This window comes from Haemophilus sp. HN_Hi10 (assembly GCF_049821985.1).
Classification (GTDB): Bacteria; Pseudomonadota; Gammaproteobacteria; order Enterobacterales; family Pasteurellaceae; genus Haemophilus; species Haemophilus influenzae_D.
Genome location: NZ_CP187495.1, coordinates 1,424,791 through 1,450,089, shown reverse-complemented (window position 1 = coordinate 1,450,089; position 25,299 = coordinate 1,424,791). Strand labels below are relative to the sequence as shown.

General features: G+C 38.1%; 23 protein-coding genes, 1 other RNA gene and 5 pseudogenes. 19 read left to right on the top strand and 10 right to left on the bottom strand.

Annotated features, from left to right (window positions below; translation table 11 throughout):
- The first annotated feature begins 4 nt into the window (after nucleotides 1-4).
- Together ACPT8Q_RS07115 and ACPT8Q_RS07110 are read left to right on the top strand one after the other, a co-directional pair.
- Nucleotides 5-634, top strand: a complete 630-nt coding sequence (locus tag ACPT8Q_RS07115; RefSeq protein ID WP_230304877.1) for a fimbrial protein — start codon at nucleotides 5-7, stop codon at nucleotides 632-634.
- Nucleotides 627-1,853, top strand: coding sequence for a fimbrial protein (locus ACPT8Q_RS07110; RefSeq protein WP_050948440.1), 1,227 nt, complete (start codon nucleotides 627-629; stop codon nucleotides 1,851-1,853). The genes ACPT8Q_RS07115 and ACPT8Q_RS07110 overlap by 8 nt, the downstream gene beginning before the upstream one ends.
- A gap of 369 nt (nucleotides 1,854-2,222) precedes the next feature.
- Here ACPT8Q_RS07110 and ACPT8Q_RS07105 read toward each other — a convergent pair.
- From ACPT8Q_RS07105 to ACPT8Q_RS07095, 3 genes and pseudogenes are all read right to left on the bottom strand, one after another.
- A pseudogene (locus tag ACPT8Q_RS07105) lies at nucleotides 2,223-3,089 on the bottom strand (sodium-dependent transporter); the annotation flags it as partial.
- Between the two features lie 21 nt (nucleotides 3,090-3,110).
- Nucleotides 3,111-3,764 carry an IS1595 family transposase gene (locus ACPT8Q_RS07100; RefSeq protein WP_050949273.1) on the bottom strand — a complete coding sequence of 218 codons (654 nt, stop codon included), beginning with the start codon at nucleotides 3,762-3,764 and terminating at the stop codon, nucleotides 3,111-3,113.
- A 45-nt stretch (nucleotides 3,765-3,809) separates the two neighbouring features.
- Entirely contained in the window at nucleotides 3,810-4,568 is a 759-nt protein-coding gene (locus tag ACPT8Q_RS07095; protein WP_041175318.1) for a DeoR/GlpR family DNA-binding transcription regulator, read from the bottom strand.
- 170 nt (nucleotides 4,569-4,738) lie between these two features.
- Here ACPT8Q_RS07095 and ltnD point away from each other — a divergent pair, with 170 nt between their 5' ends.
- From ltnD to ACPT8Q_RS07055, 8 genes and pseudogenes are all read left to right on the top strand, one after another.
- A complete protein-coding gene (gene ltnD, locus ACPT8Q_RS07090; RefSeq protein ID WP_015702001.1) occupies nucleotides 4,739-5,644 on the top strand; it encodes an L-threonate dehydrogenase in 906 nt (301 codons plus the stop codon).
- A 2-nt stretch (nucleotides 5,645-5,646) separates the two neighbouring features.
- Nucleotides 5,647-6,888, top strand: coding sequence for a 3-oxo-tetronate kinase (gene otnK / locus ACPT8Q_RS07085; RefSeq protein WP_050949272.1), 1,242 nt, complete (start codon nucleotides 5,647-5,649; stop codon nucleotides 6,886-6,888).
- The gene (locus tag ACPT8Q_RS07080) at nucleotides 6,885-7,517 is read left to right on the top strand and encodes an aldolase (protein ID WP_050949271.1); all 633 of its coding nucleotides are present in this window, start codon (nucleotides 6,885-6,887) and stop codon (nucleotides 7,515-7,517) included. Before otnK ends, ACPT8Q_RS07080 begins: the two co-directional genes overlap by 4 nt.
- Before the next feature lie 2 nt (nucleotides 7,518-7,519).
- Nucleotides 7,520-8,296, top strand: a complete 777-nt coding sequence (otnI, locus tag ACPT8Q_RS07075) for a 2-oxo-tetronate isomerase (RefSeq protein ID WP_050949270.1) — start codon at nucleotides 7,520-7,522, stop codon at nucleotides 8,294-8,296.
- 55 nt (nucleotides 8,297-8,351) lie between these two features.
- Nucleotides 8,352-9,299 (top strand): D-erythronate dehydrogenase, encoded by a 948-nt coding sequence (gene denD, locus ACPT8Q_RS07070; RefSeq protein WP_050847019.1) that lies wholly within the window; start codon nucleotides 8,352-8,354, stop codon nucleotides 9,297-9,299.
- 8 nt (nucleotides 9,300-9,307) lie between these two features.
- Nucleotides 9,308-10,774 carry a GntP family permease gene (locus tag ACPT8Q_RS07065; protein ID WP_050949269.1) on the top strand — a complete coding sequence of 489 codons (1,467 nt, stop codon included), beginning with the start codon at nucleotides 9,308-9,310 and terminating at the stop codon, nucleotides 10,772-10,774.
- 58 nt (nucleotides 10,775-10,832) lie between these two features.
- Entirely contained in the window at nucleotides 10,833-12,176 is a 1,344-nt protein-coding gene (locus ACPT8Q_RS07060) for a phospholipase (RefSeq protein ID WP_061671196.1), read from the top strand.
- 11 nt (nucleotides 12,177-12,187) lie between these two features.
- Nucleotides 12,188-12,390: pseudogene (locus tag ACPT8Q_RS07055) on the top strand (cyclase family protein); the annotation flags it as partial.
- Here the strand turns inward: ACPT8Q_RS07055 and ACPT8Q_RS07050 are convergent.
- From ACPT8Q_RS07050 to ssrA, 7 genes and pseudogenes are all read right to left on the bottom strand, one after another.
- Nucleotides 12,390-12,814: pseudogene (locus ACPT8Q_RS07050) on the bottom strand (IS1595 family transposase); the annotation flags it as partial. The pseudogenes ACPT8Q_RS07055 and ACPT8Q_RS07050 sit on opposite strands and share 1 nt — an antisense overlap.
- A gap of 215 nt (nucleotides 12,815-13,029) precedes the next feature.
- Nucleotides 13,030-13,692, bottom strand: a complete 663-nt coding sequence (locus tag ACPT8Q_RS07045) for a helix-turn-helix domain-containing protein (protein ID WP_080358487.1) — start codon at nucleotides 13,690-13,692, stop codon at nucleotides 13,030-13,032.
- Nucleotides 13,693-13,769: 77 nt separating this feature from the next.
- Nucleotides 13,770-14,000, bottom strand: coding sequence for a helix-turn-helix domain-containing protein (locus ACPT8Q_RS07040; protein ID WP_050949267.1), 231 nt, complete (start codon nucleotides 13,998-14,000; stop codon nucleotides 13,770-13,772).
- 116 nt (nucleotides 14,001-14,116) lie between these two features.
- Nucleotides 14,117-14,326: pseudogene (locus ACPT8Q_RS07035) on the bottom strand (helix-turn-helix transcriptional regulator).
- Nucleotides 14,327-14,569: 243 nt separating this feature from the next.
- Nucleotides 14,570-15,412 carry a hypothetical protein gene (locus ACPT8Q_RS07030; protein ID WP_050949266.1) on the bottom strand — a complete coding sequence of 281 codons (843 nt, stop codon included), beginning with the start codon at nucleotides 15,410-15,412 and terminating at the stop codon, nucleotides 14,570-14,572.
- Nucleotides 15,413-15,587: 175 nt separating this feature from the next.
- Nucleotides 15,588-16,616 (bottom strand): annotated as a pseudogene (locus tag ACPT8Q_RS07025) (tyrosine-type recombinase/integrase); the annotation flags it as partial.
- An 80-nt stretch (nucleotides 16,617-16,696) separates the two neighbouring features.
- Nucleotides 16,697-17,062: a transfer-messenger RNA gene (ssrA, locus tag ACPT8Q_RS07020) on the bottom strand.
- Nucleotides 17,063-17,234: 172 nt separating this feature from the next.
- Between ssrA and dinB the strand changes: the two genes are divergently transcribed.
- The 9 genes from dinB to ACPT8Q_RS06975 all read left to right on the top strand — a co-directional run bounded on the left by dinB (nucleotide 17,235) and on the right by ACPT8Q_RS06975 (nucleotide 25,282).
- Nucleotides 17,235-18,302 carry a DNA polymerase IV gene (dinB, locus tag ACPT8Q_RS07015; protein WP_050949265.1) on the top strand — a complete coding sequence of 356 codons (1,068 nt, stop codon included), beginning with the start codon at nucleotides 17,235-17,237 and terminating at the stop codon, nucleotides 18,300-18,302.
- Nucleotides 18,303-18,334: 32 nt separating this feature from the next.
- A complete protein-coding gene (locus tag ACPT8Q_RS07010; RefSeq protein WP_050949264.1) occupies nucleotides 18,335-18,871 on the top strand; it encodes an elongation factor P hydroxylase in 537 nt (178 codons plus the stop codon).
- 93 nt (nucleotides 18,872-18,964) lie between these two features.
- The gene (gene prfA / locus ACPT8Q_RS07005; RefSeq protein ID WP_050949279.1) at nucleotides 18,965-20,047 is read left to right on the top strand and encodes a peptide chain release factor 1; all 1,083 of its coding nucleotides are present in this window, start codon (nucleotides 18,965-18,967) and stop codon (nucleotides 20,045-20,047) included.
- 57 nt (nucleotides 20,048-20,104) lie between these two features.
- The gene (locus ACPT8Q_RS07000) at nucleotides 20,105-20,545 is read left to right on the top strand and encodes an RDD family protein (RefSeq protein ID WP_050949263.1); all 441 of its coding nucleotides are present in this window, start codon (nucleotides 20,105-20,107) and stop codon (nucleotides 20,543-20,545) included.
- A complete protein-coding gene (gene prmC / locus ACPT8Q_RS06995) occupies nucleotides 20,545-21,423 on the top strand; it encodes a peptide chain release factor N(5)-glutamine methyltransferase (RefSeq protein WP_050949262.1) in 879 nt (292 codons plus the stop codon). The genes ACPT8Q_RS07000 and prmC overlap by 1 nt, the downstream gene beginning before the upstream one ends.
- Complete coding sequence (locus ACPT8Q_RS06990; RefSeq protein WP_050949261.1) at nucleotides 21,423-22,226, top strand: SirB1 family protein; 804 nt, start codon at nucleotides 21,423-21,425, stop codon at nucleotides 22,224-22,226. Before prmC ends, ACPT8Q_RS06990 begins: the two co-directional genes overlap by 1 nt.
- Nucleotides 22,227-22,240: 14 nt before the next feature.
- Nucleotides 22,241-23,095: a 3-deoxy-8-phosphooctulonate synthase gene (kdsA, locus tag ACPT8Q_RS06985; protein WP_005654784.1), complete on the top strand. Its 855-nt coding sequence runs from the start codon at nucleotides 22,241-22,243 to the stop codon at nucleotides 23,093-23,095.
- A 58-nt stretch (nucleotides 23,096-23,153) separates the two neighbouring features.
- The gene (locus ACPT8Q_RS06980) at nucleotides 23,154-24,101 is read left to right on the top strand and encodes a 2-hydroxyacid dehydrogenase (protein WP_050949260.1); all 948 of its coding nucleotides are present in this window, start codon (nucleotides 23,154-23,156) and stop codon (nucleotides 24,099-24,101) included.
- Nucleotides 24,101-25,282, top strand: coding sequence for a lipoprotein-releasing ABC transporter permease subunit (locus ACPT8Q_RS06975; protein ID WP_050949259.1), 1,182 nt, complete (start codon nucleotides 24,101-24,103; stop codon nucleotides 25,280-25,282). The genes ACPT8Q_RS06980 and ACPT8Q_RS06975 overlap by 1 nt, the downstream gene beginning before the upstream one ends.
- The last annotated feature ends 17 nt before the right edge of the window (nucleotides 25,283-25,299 follow it).

Sequence of the window (25,299 nt, the reverse complement as noted above, 5' to 3'; positions counted from 1 at the left end):
TAAAATGAAAAAAACGAGCTTATGGGCAGGCGTGCTATTTTTGCTATTCGGCTTGCCACAAGGCTATGCTGCAAATCAAGGCAAAGTGACTCTTTCAGGTAAGGTGCTTGCTGCCAGACTATGTAATATTACCACCGAAACCGCGGGTAAAACCGTCGATTTAGGGCGGGTAAGAAGCCATCAGTTTACAGGAGAAGGAACCACTGTTGGCGGAACAGACTTTACTCTTTCTGTAAGAAATTGTGGCGAAACACCGAATACGAACAACGCAAATCGCTTGAAATACTATTTTGTTTCGCCTTATGCTGATCTTAAAGTAATTACAACTGGTGGATTAAGCTTTCAATATTATTTAAAAAATACGCTAGATTCGGGCAATAAAAATAGTGTTGGTATCCAAATTTTTGCCACAAGCGGCAGTGAGGCTGGAAAAGTGATTAATATAATAAAACCACCCTTACCGACAGATACTTCCACTGGTAGTGGATACACTGGCAATCAACTTGGGGCAAAAGCAAATGGAGACACTTTTGACATTACCCTGACAGCCAAATTCTATGCTTTAACCGCTGGATCTTCAGACAAAGCTGGCAAAGTCGCCAGCGAAATGACCTTTGAGGTATTCTATGAATAAATTTGTAAAAACATTTCAAAAATTGACCGCACTTTTTATTATTCTCAATGCTATACCTCAAGAGGTGCAGGCGGATAAGGTAGGGGAGTGGCATAATGATTGCAATACAGGACAGTGTATTCGTTTTCCCGGTGGGCAGTCTGTAGTACATTATCCTAAAAAACAAGTAATAACAGAACGTTATCTTTTTCCACGAGATAATCCTGTTTTGACTTCAAAACCTATTGATATGACAAAACTGATCCAAGCTTTAGGTAAACACGAAATTGCAATGGAAACTTATCGGATCCCAGGAAAATCAAGCTCAAGAAGTCATTCCTGTTTTTCCTCTGAATTACATTTAGATAGTTCTATTTGGAATAAGATTAGTAATACATCTCAGACTATTTTTCAGCTAAAAGAATTCCCTTATTTAGGCTTTACTTTTAGAGTTAGATCTAGCTTATCAGGTCAGCCTGCAAGGGTTGGGGAAAACTCTCAGCTTCAAGGTTGGCATAATATACAGGATTATGATAATACATTTAGAAGTGGTTGTGGATTTACAGCAGAGTTACGTATAACACCGATAATGGAAATTACACCGATTGATCTTAGTCATTTAGTACATGGCTTTCAATTTCCAAGCGGAGATATTGATCTCAAATTACAAAACTCGTATTTCGGGGCATTTTCTTTAAATGGATACAGTCGTTCAGGACCGAAACCAGTAGTTACCGAAGATGCTGGGACAGCAATCAACGGCAGTAACGTAACAATACGCCTTACTGCAGTAACCTGTAATATTAAAGGAGTGGCAGATTATACTCGAGATTTCGGCACGAAAAAGAGTTCAGACATTACCACGCCTATTAAAACAAGTGATGTAGATATTCGTGTAAACTGCGGTTCAAACGCTTATATTAACCCGTGGATCGTATTTACCGATGCAAATAATCGTACCAACAGAAGTGATACACTTGAAATGATTTACAAAAATAACGGTGCGCAAACTGCCAATGTTGGCATAAAACTGAAACAAAAAAATGGTGATTACATCAGTTTTGGACCTGACAGCCCTAAAAAAGGCACTCAAAACCAAATTAAATTAACCAGAGAGTTTCCACAACGAAATGAGTATATTATTACTTTCACTCCCGAGTTAATTAAATTGGATAATTCCAAAAAAATCGAAGGTGGAGAATTAGAAGGCCTCGCAACTTATACTTTGTCATATCAATAACCAAGCCCGTAGGGTGGGCGTAAGCCCACGAAAAAATAAATATGACAAGGATAATTATTTGGGTTAAATGCGTGGGCGTAAGCCTATGAAAAATTAAATATGACTAAGGATAATTATTTGAGTTAAATGCGTGGGCGTAAGCCCATGAAAAATTAAATATGACTAAAGATAATTGTTTGAATTAAATGCGTGGGCTTACGCCCACCCTACATTGAATTATATGTTGTTATATCAATAACCAAGCTAAAACAAGCATAAAGTGCGGTTAAAAAAGCTAATAAAAGAAAGACAAGGAATTAGCTTAAAACTAATAATATTTTGTAGAAATTTTAAAAAATAAAACCGAGCATTTACTCGGTTTTTTCTTTTTTAGAACAGATTGCTAATAAAAATCACTAAGATGATCACGGGGACAACAAATTTCACGTAGTTAAACCAAATTTTGATGAAAGTTGAATATTTTGTTGAAGAAAGTTCTTTTTTGGCTTCATCTTTTAATACAAAACCAACGAAAATAGCACAGCCAAGTGCGGTCAGCATAAAGAGAATATTTCCACTGGCGTAATCGTAGAAATCGAAAATGCTTTTGCCGAAGATGGTTACGCTTTTCCATAGATTATCCCCTAAAATTGCTGGAATATTGCCTAATAGAAAGATCCCTCCAAGCGTAAAAATAATGGCTTTACCACGACGCATTCTGAGTTTTTCTTGCAATGCCGTGATGATTACTTCATAAATTGTGATGGAAGTCGTTAGAGCAGCAATTAATAATAAGCCGAAGAAGATAATCGCAAAGAATTTACCTGCCCATAAGTGAGAAAATACGATAGGTAAACTTTGGAATACTAATGTTGGCCCTGCGTTTGGTTCAATTCCAAAAGTGAAAAGTGAGGGGAAAATCATAAAGCCAGCAAGTACGGCGATAATTGTGTTGGTGAAACCTGTAATCACTGCAGTATGGATTAAGTTTTCTTCTTTATTGAGGTAACTGGAAAGGGTAATTAATACACCAAAACCAAGACTTAATGCGAAGAAGACTTGACCTAAAACGAAGATAAATAATTGTGGCGTAATTTTGCTGAAATCTGGTTTTAAATAGAATGTAATGCCTTCCATTGCGCCCGGTAATGTTACGTTGCGAATAACCATTCCAATTAAGAAGATAAATAGCAGTGGCATTAAATATTTTACCGAACGTTCAATCCCACCAATGATACCCTTTGCCAAGATAATGTAAGGGGCTGACGTAGATTAGCCCTAAATACCACGCCATTTTCTCAATATTTTAAGCTGTTCTTTTGGTAATCCAAAGTTAAACCGAAATTCACATTCCTTCAAGAATAAAGGAAAGTTTTTTCGGTCGATTCCATTATATTTTCGGAGGATTCTCTTCGCCTGACTCCAGAAATTTTCTATTCCATTTATGTGGTTTTGTTTCACCGCAAATAGTTCGGAATGATTGATTCGTTCGTGGTGAAATTTGCTCACATCAAGGGCATCATAGCTTCGATAAGTATCGGTATAAACCCAGCTGTCAGGCTTGATTTTCCTCACAATAACAGGCATTAATGTCTCTGTTTTGGTATTTTCTACCACTACCGTAAATACTTTTCCTTGTCGTTTTAACAAACTAAATACGGCAATTTTTCCTGCTGCGCCTCGACCTCGTTTTCCTTTACGATGACCGCCAAAATAGCTTTCATCAAGCTCAATTTGACCATCAAAAACCTCATCGGCTTCAAGGGCTAAATGATAGCTAATGACTTCACGAATTTTTCGGTAAAACAAAATCGCTGAATTGGCTTGGATACCGAGTAAATCAGCCGCTGCTCGGGCTGTCACTTCTAATACAAAAAATTCAAGGAGTTTATTTTGTATAGATTTCTTTAATTTACAATGAGTTATCTTTATTTTTATAGACTAGCACACTTGCTAATCTACGTCAGCCCCTTTATTTTATACTAAAAATAATTCAACATTCATTTCAGCGATTCTAGCTTGAGCATTTTCGGGTAATCCTTTATCACAGATAATCGTATCTAGTGAACTAAGTGGATATAGTAGAAATGTTGCTACTTTGCCATATTTGGATGAATCAGTAACAAGGATATTTTTTTGACTAAATTGGATAATAGCTTTTTTGACAGGAATTTTTTGCTCATCAGGCGTGGTTAGCCCTTTTAAATTCCAAGATGAAGTCGAGATGAACGCAATGTCAACTGAAATTTGATGTAGAAATTGGGCAGCAAATTCTCCCACAGAGGAACGATTTGATTTATTAATGAGCCCACCAGTATGCATAATATTACATTGGCTATTGACCATTAAATAATGGGCAATAACAAAATCATTAGTAATTACAAGTAGATCGTTTCGATTAGCGATTTGTTTTGCGATTTCAAGTGTTGTCGTGCCAGCATCTAGATATATAGTGGAATGTTCTTGTATTAACTCAACTGCTTTTTTACTAATAGCCGTCTTTTCAGTCGTTGCTAGTAATGATTTATCGTCATGTGTTGGTTCACTGGATAAACGTTCAAGTAATTGAACCCCCCCCGAAACAGAGATGACTTTTCCATCCTCTTCGAGCTTTTGTATATCACGACGTACGGTCATATGCGATACGCCTAAGATATTGACTAAGTTATTTATACTAATAACGCCTTGTTTACTAATTAAGTTTAATAATGTCTTTTGCCGTTCAGCAGGAATCATCTTTTTCTCCATACCTGATTTCAAATCAGATTATGAGCTCATAACGTTTTATCACCAAAATTAACAAAAAATAACATTTTTTATCATTCTGTGATCTAGATCTCAGATTTAATTTATTGTATCGGCTAATATACAGATAAATTTAGTTAAGAGCTATTGGGAGATTAAAAATGGAAAATCAAAATTATTCAGTCGCAGTAATTGGTCTTGGTTCTATGGGTATGGGCGCAGCGGTATCTTGCATTAATGCAGGATTAACGACCTATGGTATTGATTTAAACCCAGTTGCACTTGAAAAACTAAAAGCGGCAGGTGCAAAAGCTGTAGCGGCAAATGGCTATGACTTCGCTCACGAACTTGATGCTGTAGTGATTTTAGTGGTTAATGCAGCCCAAGCTAACGCAGTATTATTTGGCGAAAATGGTATTGCTAAAAAATTAAAAGCAGGTACAGCGGTGATGGTTTCTTCTACCATGGCGGCTCAAGATGCTCAAATAATTTCACAAAAATTAACAGAATTAGGTTTGATTATGTTAGATGCACCTGTTTCTGGTGGTGCAGCTAAAGCATTAAAAGGTGAAATGACTGTTATGGCATCGGGTTCAAAACAAGCATTTGAGTTGTTACAACCTGTTTTAGATGCCACTGCGGCAAAAGTTTATAACATTGGTGAAGAAATTGGTTTAGGTGCAACGGTGAAAATCGTCCATCAATTATTAGCCGGCGTACATATTGCAGCAGGTGCGGAAGCTATGGCTCTTGCCTCAAAAGCGGGTATTCCACTTGATGTTATGTATGATGTTGTGACCAATGCAGCTGGTAACTCTTGGATGTTTGAAAACCGGATGAAACACGTAGTAGAAGGTGACTATACGCCGCTTTCTATGGTTGATATTTTTGTGAAAGATTTAGGCTTAGTTAATGACACTGCAAAATCACTTCATTTCCCACTTCATTTGGCAAGCACAGCCTATTCTATGTTCACTGAGGCAAGCAATGCGGGTTATGGTAAAGAAGATGATAGTGCAGTGATTAAAATTTTTAGTGGTGTTAACTTACCGAAAAAAGGAGCGTAGCGATGTTAGGTGTTATTGCAGATGATTTTACAGGCGCAAGCGATATCGCCAGTTTTTTGGTTGAAAATGGCTTAAGTACGGTGCAAATGAACGGTGTTCCAACACAATCGTTAAACAGCAAAGTAGATGCCATTGTGATCAGTCTAAAATCACGTTCCAACCCTGTAAATCAAGCCATTGAACAGTCATTGAGGGCTTATCAATGGTTAAAGGAAAATGGTTGTACACAATTTTATTTTAAATATTGTTCCACCTTTGACAGCACAGCGAAAGGCAATATCGGTCCTGTCACGGATGCTTTACTAGATGAATTAAATGAAGATTTCACCGTTATTACACCGGCACTTCCAGTGAATGGTCGCACCATTTTTAATGGTTATTTATTTGTAAGTGATCTGCTCTTAAGTGAATCAGGCATGAAAAATCATCCGATTACGCCAATGACTGATGCTAATTTAATGCGTTTAATGGATGCACAAGCCAAAGGTAAAACTGGTTTGGTGGCGTATTCTGATGTGATTAAAGGGGCTTCGCGTGTGCAAGAGCGCTTTGCGGAATTAAAAGCACAAGGCTACCGTTATGCGGTTGTTGATGCCGTGGATAATTCGCAGTTGGAAGTACTTGCTGAAGCAGTGGCGGATTTCAAATTGGTGACAGGCGGTTCAGGCTTAGGAGCTTATATGGCTGCACGTTTAAGTGGTGGCAAAAAAGGCACCAATGCCTTTACGCCAACTAAAGGTAAAACTGTGGTGCTTTCAGGGTCTTGCTCAGTAATGACCAATAAACAAGTGGAAAAATATCGTGAAAAAGCACCGCACTTTCAACTCGATGTTGAGCAAGCCATCCATAATGAAAATTATATAGAACAACTTTATCAGTGGGTGATAGCAAATCTCGATAGCGAATTTGCCCCTATGGTCTATGCAACAGTGCCACCAGATGCATTAAAAGCGATTCAACATCAATTTGGTGTGGATCAAGCCAGCCATGCTATTGAAAACACGTTTGCTAAATTAGCCGCGAAGTTAAAACAATATGGCGTAACAAACTTTATTAATGCAGGTGGAGAAACTTCTAGCATTGTGGTGCAAGAACTTGGTTTTACTGGGTTCCATATTGGTAAACAAATTGCCCCGGGTGTGCCTTGGTTAAAAGCGGTAGAAGAAGATATTTTCCTTGCGCTTAAATCAGGCAATTTCGGCAAAGAAGACTTTTTTGAATATGCACAAGGAATGTTCCTATGACGGATTTAGCACAAAAAGAATTAATGGTGCAGCTCGGACGTTCTTTTTATGAGCGAGGTTACACCGTGGGCGGTGCAGGTAATTTATCAGTTCGCTTAGATGACAATCGTGTGTTAGTGACCCCTACAGGTTCTTCACTCGGTCGGTTAAGTGTAGAACGTTTATCTGTATTGGATATGGAAGGTAATCTTTTAGGGGGCGATAAACCATCGAAAGAAGCAGTATTTCATTTGGCTATGTACAAGAAAAATCCTGAGTGCAAAGCCATTGTGCATTTACATAGTACCTATTTGACCGCACTTTCTTGCTTAGATAATTTGGATCCTAATAATGCTATAGAGCCATTTACACCATATTACGTAATGCGCGTGGGAAAAATGCAAGTTATTCCCTACTATAGACCGGGTTCACCAAAGATTGCAGAAGAATTAAGTAACAGAGCTTTAACAGGCAAAGCCTTCTTACTCGCTAATCATGGTGTTGTTGTCACTGGCTCAGACTTGCTTGATGCGGCAGATAATACAGAAGAGTTAGAAGAAACCGCAAAATTATTCTTCATATTGAAAGGACAAAAAATCCGTTATCTCACAGATGACGAAATTAAAGATTTGGAACACAGAGGAAAATAATTATGCCTAAATTTGCAGCTAATTTAACCATGATGTTTAATGAAGTACCATTTTTAGAGCGATTTGAAGTTGCTGCTAACGCTGGATTTAAATACGTGGAATATTTATGGCCTTATGATTACCCCGCTAAAGAATTAAAAGCCAAACTCGATCAATATGGTTTGACCCAAGTATTATTTAATACTTCTGCAGGCGATGTGACCAAAGGCGAATGGGGCATTGCGGCGACTCCCGGACGCGAAGCTGAAGCTCGTCAACATATTGATCAAGCCCTTGAGTATGCCATTACTTTAAACTGCCCAACAGTTCATATTATGGCGGCAATTGTTCCCGAAGGTGCAAATCGTGAAGATTACAAACAGACCTTTGTAGAAAACATTCGTTATGCTGCTGAAAAATTCAAACCACACGGTATTAATATTTGTTTGGAAGCGTTAAGTCCTGAAGTTAAACCTAACTATTTCTTAAAAAGCCAATATGACACGTTGGACATCGTAGAATTGGTAGATCGCGATAACGTTTTTGTTCAACTGGATTACTTCCATGCCCAAAATGTTGACGGTAATCTCTCTCGTTTAACCGATAAGTTAAACGGTAAATTTGCCCATGTACAAATCGCTTCCGTACCAGCACGCCACGAACCAGACGAAGGTGAAATTAACTACCAATATATCTTCGATAAACTAGATGAAATCGGTTATACAGGCTATGTTGGCTGTGAATATAAACCACGTGGTGAAACCGTAGCGGGATTGGATTGGTTTCAGAAGTATAAATAAATATTCTTAAATTTAACTGCGGTTTTAAAAACATATATTATCTAAGGAGGATACAATGAAAGTTGTAATTACTGGTGGACAAGGGTTCTTAGGACAACGTTTAGCCAAAACGCTATTAGCCCAGAATGATGTTCATATTGATGATTTAATTTTAATTGATGTTGTTAAGCCTATTGCGCCAAATAATGATCCTCGTGTTCGATGTTATGAAATGGATTTACGTTATCCAACAGGATTAGATGAATTAATTACTGAAGAAACGGATGCTATTTTTCATTTAGCAGCTATCGTAAGTAGTCATGCAGAACAAGATCCTGATTTAGGTTATGAAATTAATTTCTTAGCAACACGAAATATCCTTGAAATTTGTCGCAAAAATAATCCTAAAGTGCGGTTTATTTTCTCTAGTTCTTTAGCCATATTTGGTGGAGAACTACCTGAAACTATTTTAGACAGTACAGCATTCACACCGCAATCTACCTATGGTACACAAAAAGCAATGTGTGAATTGCTGATTAATGATTACTCACGAAAAGGTTTTGTAGATGGTATTGTTATTCGTTTACCAACCATTTGTATTCGACCAGGCAAACCAAACAAAGCTGCATCCTCATTTGTTAGCAGTATTATGCGTGAACCTCTACATGGGGAGGATGCTGTGTGTCCCGTATCGGAAGAATTACGTTTATGGTTATCTAGCCCAAATACAGTAGTTGCAAACTTTATTCATGCTTTACAACTTCCATCACTTCCATTGCGTAGTTGGCATACTATTAATCTTCCAGGGTTTAGTGTTACCGTAAAACAAATGTTATCTGATCTCACTCAAGTAAAAGGTGAAGCAATTTTAGAACATATTAAATTTGAGTTTGATGAAAGCATTAACAATATCGTTGCTAGTTGGCCTGCAAGAATTGATAACACCCAGGCATTAGCTCTTGGTTTCAAAGTGGATAGCAATTTCCAAAATGTTATCCAACAGTTTATTGAATATGATATGTAGGAGGCACTATGTTTGGCTTACCTATTCCAATTATTGGATTATTAATCGCTGTATTTGTTCTCGTTTTTCTCGTCTTAAGAACGCGAGTTCATGCTTTCATCGCAATGCTAATTGCAGCTTCAATTGCGGGTTTAGTAGGTGGTATGTCAGCTGATGAAACCTTAAATTCCATCACAAAAGGATTTGGTGGCACACTAGGTAGTATTGGGATTGTTATCGGACTTGGTGTAATGATGGGTAGCGTCTTAGAAGTTTCTGGTGCGGCAGAAAAAATGGCATATAGTTTTATCAAAATGCTAGGTCAGAAAAAAGAAGAATGGGCATTAGCCATTACAGGTTACGTAGTGAGTATTCCAATTTTCGTAGATTCTGCATTTGTTATCCTTTATCCAGTAGCAAAAGCTCTCGCAAAAAATGGTAAACGCTCATTATTAACTCTAGGCGTTGCTTTGGCTGGTGGCTTGGTTGTGACACACCACACCGTTCCACCAACACCAGGTCCATTGGGAGTAGCTGGGTTATTTGGTGTAGATATTGGTGCAATGTTACTCACTGGAGTGTGTATGGCTGTCTTGCCTGTTGTAGGAATAGTTCTGTATGCTAAATGGTTAGATAAAAAATACCCTAACTTTAATCAAGAAGTGTTCACGGAAGAAGAATTAAAACAAAAATATGATAGTTATATTGAAAGTCGTGAGAAAAAAGAACTTCCTAGTTTAGGGCTTTCTTTACTACCAATTGTATTACCAATAATATTAATCTTTATTAAAGCAGTTGTACATTTATTCGTTAAAGATGTACCTGAAGCATTGACAAGTATACCTTATCAAATCGTTTCATTCCTTGGTCACCCTGTTATTGCTTTAGCATTAAGCGTATTAATTTCTGTTTACACATTATTACCAAAAGCCGATAAAAATACGACTGCACTTCATCTTGAAGAAGGTGTTAAAACAGCTGGTATTATCTTATTAGTAACAGGTGCGGGTGGTGCATTAGGTGCGGTATTACGCGATAGTGGTGCTGGAAAACAATTAGCAGAACAGATCGCAAACTTACCTATTTCACCAATTTTAATTCCATTTATCGTATCGACTTTAGTGCGTTTTATTCAAGGTTCAGGTACGGTTGCAATGATTACCGCTGCTTCAATTTCAGCCCCAATCCTTACGCAAATACCCGGTGTCAATATGCTATTGGCCGCTCAAGCTGCTACCATGGGATCGCTTTTCTTTGGTTATTTCAATGATAGTTTATTCTGGGTGGTTAACCGTATGATGGGAATTAATGATGTGAAAAAACAAATGGTCGTTTGGTCTGTACCAACCACGATTGCTTGGGGGATTGGTGGTATTTCAGTAATTCTTGCTAACTTGATTTTTGGCAACGATGGCTCTGTATTTGATCTACTTTTCCCTGTTGTCGTGTTAGCCAGCATTTTATTCTATATCAAACTTCAGAATAAAAATCTCTAAGCCAGAAAATATCCCCATGATAAAAATATTATGGGGATTTCATTTTAAGGAGAATATGATGTTAAAAAAAATATGCATTCTACTTTCTCTTCTAGCAGCATTTCATGTTTTGGCTCAAGATAAGGTTTTTAAAAATATAAAACCAATTCAAGTAACACTTTTAGCTGAAATCACCGCACAAGGTCAAAAGGTTAATGCTGTAGCATTAGAATATGAAGATAATATACTTTCAGGTTCTGATCTTCGAAAAACTTATCAAATTTCTACCGCACTTAATGGAGAAGAATTTATACCACGTACTATTTTACGTGCTTATGTAAATAATGAACCAACATTATCTGCTCAATCTAAAATAGGTAAATTTGTCATTATTGAATTAGATAATCAAGACAAGAATGCCGATCTTTATAGCCTTAAGACTGAAAATAATCAATCTATGCAATTCAAAGGAAGAGATAAAGATGGTAATGTGATTGTGATTGAGAAAAAACAAATCAACAAAGTCCCTCAATATTATGGTGAAAAGTTAATTTATCAAATTAATCAAATTGGGTATTTGAAACTGACTAATGGTAAAACCTTAGATAAAATCCAGCTAATGCAACCTGCTATTTTGGAGCATGTTAAAACACCTTGGCTTGATCAATTTGCAGTGAAAAGTGTTTATTTGAAAGATAAAGCTAATTTTCTAAATTACAGAATTTTTACACCACATTTTGAAACAGGAAAAACTTATCCTTTAACCATTTTTCTTCATGGTTCAGGGCAAGTAGGGGCGGATAATATAGCACATTTGCTTTCAAGTAAGGGCGCTATTTCAACCTTACAATATGAAGAAGGTGTCGTGTTAGCACCGCAATATCAAAGTGTTTTTGATCCTTTTGATGATATTACAAAAGGGCATCAAGGTGGTATCCATTGGCAAACGGAAAACCGTCGAGATCTTGTATTAAAAATAATTGATGAAACTTTAATGCAATATCCACAAATTGATAAAACACGTATTTATTTAGTGGGATTATCTCGTGGTTCTGAAGGTGCAGTAAAACTCTTATTAACTCGACCGCACTTTTTTGCTGGTGCATTATTAATGAGTGGGCGTGAAGCTTATACGTATGAATGGGTCGATGGTAATGCAACAAAAGAAAATCTTTCTTCCATTAAGGATATCCCTATGTGGTTCTTCCACAGCAAAGAAGATAAAATCTCTCCAGTTGAAGGCTCACGAATTAACGTAAACATCCTGAAAGAGCTTCATGCACCAAATGTCAAATATACTGAATTTACTACAGAAAAAGTGGGTGACAATGGTATTGCAAATGATAATGCGCATAATACATGGGATGCGGTATTTAACAGCCCTGAAGTGATACAATGGTTATTACACCAAAAACGTAGATAAGGAAATCAATGATGTTTATATATTTATCACACCCATTAGATCCAAATGATTTAGATTGACCTGACGAACCTGTCGTTGAAGTAATACGTTGTACTGATATAAATGAGATAATACCATTTAGCAGTTTTATCTCTAAAATACCAAATCATTGCGGTACACATATGGATGCGGACGCTACTTTGTAAAAGATGGTTTAAGTATCAATGAATTGCCAACATCAAGAGCATCATAGCTTCGATAAGTATCGGTATAAACCCTGCTATCAGGCTTGATTTTTCTAACAATAACAGGCATTAATGTCTCTGTTCTGGTATTTTCTACCACCACCGTAAATACTTTTCCTTGTCGCTTTAACAAACCGAATACAGCAACTTTTCCTGCTGTGCCTCGACCTCGTTTTCCTTTACGATGACTGCCAAAATAGCTTTCATCAAGCTCAATTTGACCATCAACAACCTCATCGGCTTCAAGGGCTAAATGATAGCTAATGACTTCACGAATTTTTCTGTAAAAAAAATCGCTGAATTGGCTTGGATACCGAGTAAATCAGCCGCTGCTCAGGCTGTAATTTCTAATACAAAAAACTCAAGGAGCTTATTTTGTATAAATTTCTTTAATTTACAATGAGTTATATTCATTTTTATAGACTAGCACACTTGCTAATCTACGTCAGCCCCTAAAATAATGCTCTGTTGTGGCTAAGGCATAAAACAACCCCGTGGCTAACCAACCAAGAATCACCGCAGGAGGCGCTGAAGCCAATCGAGTTCATTCGGCTTTTAGGCGGAAAATATAATAAAAGCCGTAAGTCGCTGCTACAAAAACTAAAAATGCTAGAAATCCCGTCATTTTATCACCACTTCTTCATCTTCATCGGCAAACTAAACACCACGCGTCCGTGAATATAGACAGGATCATCCTGTTTTATCTCCCACTCTTTATACTCTTCTTTATTATCAGAAATCGCCCACATTTCACGACCACGTTTTTGCAAGCGTTTAATGAATGTGTGATCATCAAACGTGAACACATAAAGCCCATCGGCACTGAAATAATTTTCTGATACATCGACATAAAGTAAATCGCCGCTTTCCAATGTCGGCGCCATGCTATCGCCTTTCACCGCAATAATTTTTAAATTTTTAGTATCGGTGCGCCCAAATTGGCGACGGAAGAAATCCAAGTCGAACTCTTGCGCCAATAAGCCCTGTTCTGTACGGGTTAAAAACGTACCATTTCCTGCACTGGCTTCAATATCCAAAATTTCTACTCGGATAGTCTTTTTTTCCAAAGGTTCATGCAGATTAACGACGCGCACCGTGTCGTTAGTAAAGCCCAATGCATTTTTCGTTACATCAGGAAATGAACTTATATGATATTCAAACGCACCGCCTTTTATACCTTTGGCTTCGCGCATTTTCCAATTTTCATTTTTTGCCTTGCGAGTGATATTTGTTGCTTGAGCAGGCAATCCATCTAGCCCTTCTAACTCTTTTGCCGAGTACCATTCTTTCATTTTTGATTTCCTCATAAGATTTTTTTAAATCTTTTTTAAATCACATGTTGATTTAGAAAAGATTTAGTTATAATATCTCAATTTTCGTGAAGTACATACACGCCAACGCGGTGGGGTAAGCCAGTGCTGTCGCTTTCTTTGCGGTAAAAAGTATCAATATGAAAGCCTTTATCTCTAAGTTCCTTAATTCGTGCAGGTGGGAAGTAAATTCCCAGCTCCCGTAGTTCGTTAGTACTATGTGGGCGTGCATGTAAGCACTGTAGAATGAACTTCTGTTGTTCATAAACGCTAGTTGTATTGATTGCCATAATTCCGCCTTATGCTGCAGGTTTGAAACTACCAAGCCATGCCATCACATCGGCATAACGCCAACGTGAAGAACGACCGATTTTTACTGGTGGTGGAAATAATCATTAATGCCCTCCTATGTTCTTGCTTCTGCCAGTTTGGCAATGTAAGAGTTGATTTCACTTTCTAGATAACCGACTGAATTAACCTCTAATTGAATTTTCTTTGGAAAGTTAGGACGATAATGCTTCTATTTAGGGTTTTGCCAATCGGCAAAGGTGGATTTGCTTACGCCTAACATTTTCATGGTCTCAAGGCGGCGGATAATGCGATCTGATTGATTCATTGTGTTTACTCCGTACTGGTTGGGATGGTTAAAGCCGTTTCGGGTTTCGTTGTGTCGGAGTGGATTGTAGAAAAGTGAAAATATTGAATCATCGCAACGAAAAAGATATTTTCGTTACGAAAAATAGGATTGATTTTTAAGGATTTTTAGCAGATATGAAAAACGCCCTGAAATGGGCGTTGGTGGATTATGGTTTTATTCGCTTGTTGGCATTAGCAAAATACTCTTCAATTGTGCGTTGCTCTAAACCTTGTGTTGTTCTAGAATCTTGTCGGTAATTTCGTTTTGCGTCCATTTTCTTCTATCATTTTTAACCGCAAGAAGAACTTCACCTAATAAATAAAGTGCGTTATCTAAGGTTAGTTTATTGTTAGGATTGGCAGATAACGCATTGTGCTTATTTAGCAATTCTCTATACGCATTACGACCTTTTTCTAATCGTTCTTCAGCGTCTTGTTGGCTTGCTTTAGACTGTTGCAGTTGAATAGATAAAGATTGCATTGCTAAATCTTGATCTCTAATTTGACTTTCTTTAGATGATAATTTTGTATGTAGTTCATTCACTTTTGCTTGTAGATTCGTATTTTCAGCTAGGAATTTTTGATATTCTTTGCTCATTCGTTCATATTCTTCTAAATTTACTACATTTTTTAATTCCTCATCGTGAAAAATTGTTTTAGGTCGATCGTTTGGATAGTTTTCAGAAATAAAATTTTTTAAATCAGCTATCCAAAAGTGCCTACGATCATAAGCAACGTGATCTATAATTGGGCTTCCGTTAGTATTCTTTTTAACATTGCCTAGATGATCAATAACGACCTCTCCACCTTCTCCGTGCTCTCTAACTGCTCTTAATCGACCTTCATTAATTGCACGGTTAATTATTCTTGTTTTTTTCTCTAAGCAAGGTATATAAGGGTGAGAATAAATACTTTGAGATATTCTTGATAGTAAATTAACTTCTTCTGATAAATCTTCAAATTTTACACCACACCATAATAGAGCCGCTTCTGGTAATGGGATAACTTCATAATCAATAATAGAACATTCAGGACGAGAATTATAATATTGTTGGGTTTTAGCCATTTTTTAACGTCCCTTAACGTTGCCCTTATTAGTAGAAGTGCGACAAATAGCAATAAGGGTTACTATCTTTCGGTTCGGTTAATTACGCCGCACCTAGTCGCACCAATTCTTTAAATTATCAAACAGTAAAACGCCGTCAAAATCGACCGCACTTTACTTCATGTTTTATCAGTCTCTAAGCCACAATCTTCAAGTGAAATTGCGGCAAAGTGCCTTGTGAGGATTGTTCTACAAAATCCGCCCATGCCTGTAATAGCTTAAATCGCTGTTCTAATTTCTCCCCTCTGTCATAGGCAGTTTTTACTCGGTCTGAATTGAGGTGCGATAGTGCCACTTCAATCAAATCACTATTAAAGCCCTGATCGTTTAAATAGGTGCTAGCGATACTGCGTAAACCGTGCGCTACCAATTTACCGGCATAACCCATTCGCTTAATCGCGGCATTTGCCGTTTGCGTATTAACGTGGGATTGCGGGTTCTTTACACTGGGGAATAGGTAAGTTTTTCCGCCACTCAATTTTTTAATTTGTCCTAACAGGGCTAAGGCTTGCCGTGATAACGTGATTCTATGTTCAATGCCGCGCTTCATTTGCTCTGCCGGAATCGTCCATATTCTGTTTTTCTCGTCAATATCCGCCCATTTCGCCGTAGCCGCTTCGTTCGGTCTTGTCATGGTGAGCAGTTGCCATAAAATCAAATAACGCGTCTGTAAGTGAATCTGAGCGTTTTGTAGCGTGAACATAAATTCGCTTAAATCCTCAGGCTTAAGGGTTTTAAAATGTTCAACCGTTGGGCTGTCAAATTCCTTTGCGATATTTGCCGTTGGATTAAAAGAGATCAATTCTCAGTGTAGGGCATAAGTGATGATTTCGTTATGCTTCTGAATCGTCCGTTTGAGTTTTTCTAAATGCCCTTCGTCTTGATACTGCTTAAATGCCTTTAATGCCATTGACGCGGTAATTTGGGAAATAGGCAAATGGCCAAAGTGCGGCAATAAGCAACGATTGATCAGACTTATAACGTCTTTTTGATAATTATCTGAAAAGTTCTTTTTGGTTTTGCGATACTCAAGCCACGCCCACGCCACCGCCTCATAGGTATTATTCAACTCATTTTGTTTCGCTTGTTCTTGCTGTTGGCGATAGATTGCCGGATCGATATTCTGCGCAAGTAAAGATAAATACTCCTCTCTAATTGCTCTTGCGCTTAGGATATAAAAAAGCCCTTGAAGTCAATATTCTCAAGGGCTTTTAGGATTTGATAAGTTTGCTTTGGATTGTTATTTGGTGGAGCTGGGGGGAGTTGAACCCCCGTCCGAAATTACTCTACCTTCAGTACTACACGTTTAGTCTCGTCTTTAATTTCACTTAAGCATGCGGACAGACACGCTAAACTTAAGCTAGTTTGATTCAATTTAGTGCTTCGATCCTCAAACGGTGGCTTCCACACGATCTCGTTTTGGTTTGACTCCGCGTTATCCCCGTCTTACGAGCGGAAGCTAGGGCGCGAAGGCTAAATGCAGGTTATTAAGCTGCTAAAGCGTATTGTTCGTCGTTTGCGACTATTTTTTTGCGGTTTATTTACGAGGCCTACCGCACCTCGACGTGCACCTTGGGCTTCGCTAATCCCGTCGAATCCAGAATCAGCCCCAAAATCGTGCCCTAGTCTAACAAAAAAAGAAAGGTAGGGAAAGTTGAGATTGATTGAATTGCTGCGTTAAAGGGCATTTATAAAAGATTAAATTGCTAGGTTATTAATTTTAATGTATATTTAAACAGTTGTTTGCTTGATTAATATTAGAAAAAATTTAACCGCACTTTTTATGTTGCAAGATAAAAAAATTATTCACATTGATATGGATTGTTTTTACGCATCGATTGAGATTCGTGAAAATCCTAATTTGCTGGGAAAGCCTGTTGCTGTAGGTGGTTCTTCTCGTCAGCGTGGTGTATTAACAACTTGTAATTATGAGGCGAGAAAATTTGGTTTGCATAGCGCAATGCCTACGGCTCAAGCCATAAAAAAGTGTCCTAATCTCATTCTTGTGCCTGTGAATATGACGTTGTATAAACAAGTTTCGGCACAAATTCATCAAATCTTCCAGCGTTATACCGATATTATTGAACCACTTTCTTTAGATGAAGCTTATTTAGATGTCACGCACTGCCAAAAATGTTCAGGCTCTGCGACTTGGATCGCACAAGAAATCCGCCAAGCAATTTTTTATGAGTTGAATTTAACTGCCTCCGCAGGTGTGGCGCCTTTAAAATTCCTTGCCAAAATTGCTTCGGATATGAACAAACCTAATGGGCAATTTGTGATTAAGCCGAATGAAGTCGAGGAATTTATTAAAACCTTACCTTTAAAGAAAATTCCTAGCGTAGGTAAAGTAACATCACAACGATTACTCGATATGGGATTAGAAACTTGTGCTGACATTCAAAATTTTGATCAAATTGTCTTATTAAACCAATTTGGTAAAGCGGGTAAACGTATTTGGGATTTTAGCCACGGCATTGATGATCGTGAAGTACAGGCCCATCGTGAATGTAAATCAGTCGGCGTAGAACAGACGTTGATTGAAAATATTCACACAATTGAGCAAGCTTCAGCCTTATTGAATAATCTTTATCAAGAGCTAATTCGTCGCCTTGAGCGTGTTAGCCGTAATATACCCTTATCTGCATTTCGTAAAATTGGCGTAAAGCTTAAATTTGAAGATTTTCAAGTAACAACTTTGGAGAAAACAGGTTTGCCCCTTTCTTTGGAGAGTTTTCAGCAATTACTTCCCCAAATTTTTATGCGAGCAAAAGGGCGATCGATTCGTTTGATTGGGTTACATGTCAATTTACCCGAAGAAAATAAACAAGAACAAATGAGCCTCTGGTGATATAATCTCACAGTTTTTTAGGAGTCGATAGAATGGAACATAAATTAGAAGATATTATTGCAATTTTTAATCAATGTTTTGAAGATGAATACAACACTCGCTTAGTCAAAGGCGGTGAAGAACCCATTTATTTACCCGCAAATGATGACGTGCCTTATAACGCGATTTATTTTGCGCGAGGCTTTTACTGCAGTGCATTGCACGAAATTGCCCATTGGTTAGTGGCAGGCAAAGAACGCCGTAAACTAGAAGATTTTGGTTATTGGTATGAGCCAGATGGACGTTCAGAAGAACGTCAGCGTGATTTTGAAAAAGTTGAAGTGAAACCGCAAGCATTAGAGTGGATTTTGGCGACTGCGGCTGGTTTTCGTTATTTTGTCAGTGCGGATAATTTGAATGGCAATCCGGGCGATACACAGCCTTTTAAACAAGCCGTGTATGAGCAAGTGAAAACGTATGTAGAAAAAGGCTTACCAAAACGAGCGGAAACATTACGCTATGCTCTTGCTATGTTTTATGCTACAGAAGATCGTATTGATTTAAGTAAATTTGATGTGACGCGTATTTAAAAAACGGAGATTTTTAACTGCGCTTTTAACACTGTCAATTTTCCCTAAAATCGGCTAGAATACGCCGATTTTATTTTCGGTGACTTATAAATGATGAAAGATTCCATTATTGCAAAATTAGAAAGTTTAAAAGAACGTTATGAGGAGCTAGAAGCCTTATTAGGCGATGTTTCTGTAATTAGTGATCAGGATAAATTCCGTGCGTATTCTAAAGAATATTCGCAACTTGAAGAAGTCGTGAAATGTTTTAATCGTTGGACGCAATTAAATCAAAATATTGAAGAGGCTGAAATATTGCTCGACGATCCTGAAATGAAAGAAATGGCGCAAATGGAACTCGAAGAATCCAAAGCGGAAATTGAAGAAGTGGAACAGCAACTTCAAATTCTTTTATTGCCGAAAGATCCTAATGATGAATATAACTGCTATTTAGAAATCCGTGCGGGAACTGGCGGTGATGAAGCGGGTATTTTTTCTGGTGATTTATTCCGTATGTATAGCCGTTATGCAGAAAGTAAACGCTGGCGTGTAGAAATGCTCAGTGCTAACGAAAGTGAGCAAGGCGGTTATAAAGAGGTGATCGTAAAAGTAAGTGGCGAAGGTGTGTATGGTCAGTTAAAGTTTGAGTCTGGCGGTCATCGTGTGCAACGCGTACCAAAAACAGAATCACAAGGTCGTATCCACACTTCTGCTTGTACCGTTGCGGTAATGCCAGAATTGCCGGAATCTGAAATGCCAGAAATTAATCCTGCGGATTTGCGTATTGATACTTATCGCTCATCAGGCGCTGGTGGTCAGCACGTAAATACAACGGATTCAGCAGTGCGTATTACACACATTCCAACAGGTATTGTGGTGGAATGTCAGGATGAACGTTCACAGCACAAAAATAAAGCGAAAGCAATGTCAGTATTAGCGTCACGTATTGTTCAGGCAGAGCAAGAACGCCAAGCTGCAGAACAAACAGATATGCGTCGTAACTTATTAGGTTCGGGCGATCGTTCTGATAAAATTCGTACATATAATTATCCGCAAGGTCGAGTGACTGATCATCGTATTAATCTCACTATTTACCGTTTAGATGAAGTAATGAATGGTAAAATTGATGAATTGATTCAGCCGATTATTACCGAATATCAAGCGGATCAATTGGCGGCATTGTCTGAACAGAATTAATGAATGATAGGGGGAGTCTGGTCTCAGATGCCCCCTTTAACTTTAAAGGAAAATAAAATGATTATTGAAAATCAAAAAGATGCGGAGTTTTCTTCTGCTTTCCAGCCATCTCAACCCACTCAAGCCAGCCGTTTTAAACGCTGGCTTGCGAGTATGATTAATGGGCTTGTGCTTTGGGTGATGGTTGGTCTCGGTTTTGCATTGGGGGATTTTGCCGGTGTTGTCGGAACGATTGTATATGCTGGTTTTCAGTTATATTTCATGAAAACTTATGGTCAAACAATGGCAAAACGCTGGTTAGGCTTGCGTGTATTTAATTATCATACCAATCAGCCTGTTGAATTTGGTAAATACATCGGTCGCGAAATTATTGATATTTTATTGGCGTGGACGAGTTTCTTATTGATTATTAGCGGTATTGTTGCACTGGTGCGAGATGACCGCCGTTCTTTAACTGATTTAGTGGTTGGCACGATTGTGTTAAAAGACGAAAATTAATGAATTATAAAGAATGGCTGGCACAAGCGAAGGCGGATTTAGCTCAAAAAAATCCCTCTGAAAATAGTAAAATTGATGTGCTTGTGCTTCTTCAATATGCTACTGGCAAACCGCGTACGCAAATCCTTGCTTTTGATGATACTGAGATTGATGAAAAAGTGCGGTTAAAATTGACCGCACTTTTAGATCGCCGTTTAAACGGAGAACCTATTGCCTACATTCTTGGCGAAAAAGAATTTTGGTCATTGCCATTAAATGTCTCAAAAAGCACCTTAATTCCACGACCAGATACAGAAGTATTGGTGGAAAAGGCATTACAAATTTCTTTGGAAAAACTGGAACAAAATCCACCGCACTTTCGTATTCTTGATCTTGGAACAGGCACAGGCGCTATCGCGTTAGCATTAGCCTCGGAGCTTTCCTCTATTTGTCAAAAACGACAAATTTCATTAGAAATCATTGGTGTGGATCTTATGCCCGATGTTGTGGCGTTAGCCAAATCTAATGCGGAAAGAAATCAGCTAAATGTAGAATTTTTGCAGAGCCGTTGGTTTGAAAATATAACAGGGCAGTTTGATCTTATCGTCAGCAACCCACCTTATATTGATGCTCAAGATGAACATTTATGTCAAGGCGATGTGCGTTTTGAACCTCTTTCTGCATTAGTTGCCAATAATGCGGGTTATGCTGATTTACGTTATATTATTGAATCAGCACCGAATTATTTGAATTTTAATGGAGCATTATTGCTTGAACACGGATGGCAACAAGGCGAAAAAGTGCGGTCAATTTTCCAAGAAAATCATTGGGAAATGGTTGAAACCGTGCGTGATTATGGCGACAATGAGCGCGTCACTTTAGGTTTTTGGAAGAAGTAATGAAATATTATCGACGTGCGTTATACGATAAATTTGTGCATTTTTATCTTGTTATCTCTGATGATGGCAGTTTAGAAGCACAACTTCGGGGAAAAATGGGTGGGCTTGTGCGTAAAGCACGTAAAGAAATTTCGCCAGATTGGTCGAAAGAAGAGCAGATTCATCATTTGCTACAACTATTTTACGGCGATTGGGGCTTTTGTTGCGATCCAGAAGCGTATTTCTATGCACGTAATTTATATTTGCCCTATGTCCTCGAGTATCGTCAAGGAATGCCAGTGACTCTTGGGGCAATTGTGCTTTATTTAGCTGAGGCATTGGATTTACCTATTTATCCAGTAAATTTCCCAACACAGCTAATTCTACGTGCTGAGGTCAGAGATGAAGTGGCTTTTATTGATCCTTGGGATGGCACTTATATCTCACAAGAAAAATTGCAACAACTTTATGAAGGTGCATTTGGGTTTGGGGCGAAAATTCAACCCGAAGAACTTGATAGAGCCGATCTTTCTTTACTTTATTCTCGCTTTGAGCAACTGGCGAAAAATGCGCTTATTCGTGAAGAGCATAACGATATGGCATACTACTATATTAAGAATTTAATGATTACTGATGCTGAAAATCCTTATCATATCCGTGACCGCGGTTTGGTTTTAGCTCAGATGGGGGCTTATCCTTCAGCATTGAAAGATTTAGAATTTTTTGTGGAACATTGTCCAAAAGATCCAACGGCGGCATTTATCCGCACGCAACTTTTAGAACTTAAAGGCGAAATTAATAAAGATACTTTTCCCCTCCATTGATTTAAGGAAAATTTATGCAAAATAAAATTGTAAAAATTGGTAATATTGATGTTGCAAACGACAAACCTTTCGTGCTTTTTGGCGGAATGAATGTCCTTGAAAGCCGTGATATGGCAATGCAAGTGTGCGAAGCTTATGTGAAAGTGACAGAGAAACTTGGCGTGCCTTATGTATTTAAAGCTTCTTTTGACAAAGCGAATCGTTCGTCTATTCATTCTTACCGTGGCCCAGGAATGGAAGAAGGCTTAAAAATTTTCCAAGAATTAAAAGATACGTTCGGGGTAAAAATTATTACCGATGTACACGAAATCTATCAATGTCAGCCTGTTGCTGATGTTGTAGATATTATTCAACTTCCCGCCTTTTTGGCGCGTCAAACAGATCTCGTTGAAGCGATGGCAAAAACAGGCGCTGTAATTAATGTGAAAAAACCACAATTTTTAAGCCCTGGTCAAATGGGTAATATTGTGGAAAAAATCGAAGAATGTGGTAACGATAAAATTATTCTTTGTGATCGTGGTACAAATTTTGGTTACGATAATTTAATTGTGGATATGCTTGGCTTTAGCGTAATGAAAAAAGCCTCTAAGGGTAGCCCTGTTATTTTTGATGTAACCCATTCACTTCAATGCCGTGATCCATTTGGGGCAGCATCAAGTGGTCGTCGTGCGCAAGTAACGGAACTCGCACGTTCAGGTTTAGCTGTCGGCATTGCAGGTTTATTCTTAGAAGCGCATCCAAATCCAAATCAAGCGAAATGTGATGGCCCATCAGCGTTACCACTTTCTGCTCTTGAAGGTTTTGTGTCTCAAATGAAAGCCATTGACGATTTAGTAAAATCTTTCCCAGAATTGGATACTTCAATTTAAATTTCATCAAAAGTGCGGTTAATTTTGACCGCACTTTGTATATAAAAAGGAGCAATTAATGAAAATCGTATTTTTAGATAGCACGGCTATTCCTAAACATATTTCAATTCCTCGCCCAAGTTTTGAACATACTTGGACTGAATATGATCATACGTCTTCTGCCGAAACCATTGAACGATCGAAAGATGCGGACATTGTTATTACCAGCAAAGTCATTTTTGATCGAGAAACGTTAAAACAATTACCCAAGTTAAAGTTAATTGCGATTACTGCAACAGGTACAAATAATGTTGATCTTGTGGCTGCCGAAGAAATGGGCATTGCTGTGCGTAATGTGACAGGTTATTCCAGCACGACAGTACCAGAACATGTTATGGGATTAATTTTCGCTTTAAAACATAGTTTAGCTGGTTGGTTACGCGATCAAAGGGAAGCAAAATGGTCGGAAAGTAAACAATTTTGTTATTTTGATTATCCCATTACAGATGTGCGTGGTTCAACATTGGGCGTATTTGGTAAAGGTTGTTTGGGGACAGAAGTTGGGCGTTTGGCGAATGCCGTGGGAATAAAAGTACTTTATGCAGAACATAAGGATGCTACTGTTTGCCGTGAAGGTTATACGCCCTTTGATGAAGTATTAAAACAAGCGGATATTGTGACGTTGCATTGCCCATTAACGGAAACAACAAAGGATTTAATTAATGCAGAAACCTTATCTAAAATGAAAAAAGGTGCATTTTTGATTAATACAGGGCGTGGGCCTTTGATTGATGAAGTTGCTTTAGTTGATGCGTTAAAAACGAGGCATTTAGGCGGAGCGGCTTTGGATGTAATGGTAAAAGAGCCACCAGAAAAAGATAATCCGTTAATTTTAGCCGCAAAAACAATGCCTAATTTAATTATCACACCACATATTGCTTGGGCGAGTGATAGTGCGGTAACAACATTAGTTGGCAAAGTAATGCAAAACATTGAAGAATTTGTACTGCAATTAAATCAAAAATAATGAATTTCCCTATTTCCTTTTATATTGCGCTACGTTATTGGCGTGCGAAAAGTGCGGATCGTTTTGGGCGATTAGTCACAAATCTTGCAAGTTTGGGGATTGTGCTGGGAGTTATGGCGTTGATCATTGTGCTTTCTGTGATGAATGGTTTAGAGAATTACCAAAAACAACAGGTGTTATCTTCCATTCCTCACGCAATTGTCAGTGAAGATCAGCCTATTTCTACGGAAAAAACGCTAGAAAATTTACCGCACTTTGTCCAAAAAGCCGTGCCGATCAATACAACAAATGTGATTTATCAAACGACAAAAGGCGTGAGCGCAGGACAAATTATAGGTATTCAATCATTTTCTGATGATCCTTTGGTTGATTCTTTTGATCAGGCTAAATTTAATGAAATTTTGCCTAGTGGAGAGTTTAAACTGGTCATTGGCGATCAACTGGCACAAAAACTGGGCGTGAATGTTGGGGATAAAATCCGTTTGATGATTACGGAAAATAGCCAATATACACCATTCGGTCGGGTGCCAATGCAGCGTTTATTTACGGTTAGCGATATTTATTATGATTATGGCGAAGCATCTGGTTACGAAGCCTTTGCTAATATTACAGATATTGGTCGCTTAATGCGTATTCAACCTCAGCAAGCGCAGGGATATCGTTTATTTCTGAATGATCCGTTCCAAATTACAGAACTCCCACAACATTTCCCGACACAAAAAATCACAGATTGGCGTGTGCAAAAAGGCGAATTTTTCCAAGCAGTGAGAATGGAAAAAAATATGATGGGTTTGCTGATTAGTTTGATTATTATCGTGGCGATTTCCAATATTGTCACCTCTTTAAGTTTGATGGTGGTGGATAAACAAGGGGAAATTGCGATTTTGCAAACTCAGGGCTTAACAAAATCCCAAGTTCGTTCGGTGTTTATTTATCAAGGATTACTGGTGGGATTTGTTGGCACATTGCTCGGTGCTATTTTGGGTGTTTTAGTTACCTTGAACTTAACAGAGATTGTAAGTGCGGTAAATCCTCAAGGTGTTTTTTTACCGACAGAATTATCCTTTGTTCAAATGATTTTTGTCATTGGATTTTCGCTGTTACTTTCCTTGCTTTCAACCCTTTATCCTGCTTATCGAGCTGCGAAAGTAGAACCTGCCGCTACCTTGCGATACGAATAAGTTTTTAATGGTAAATA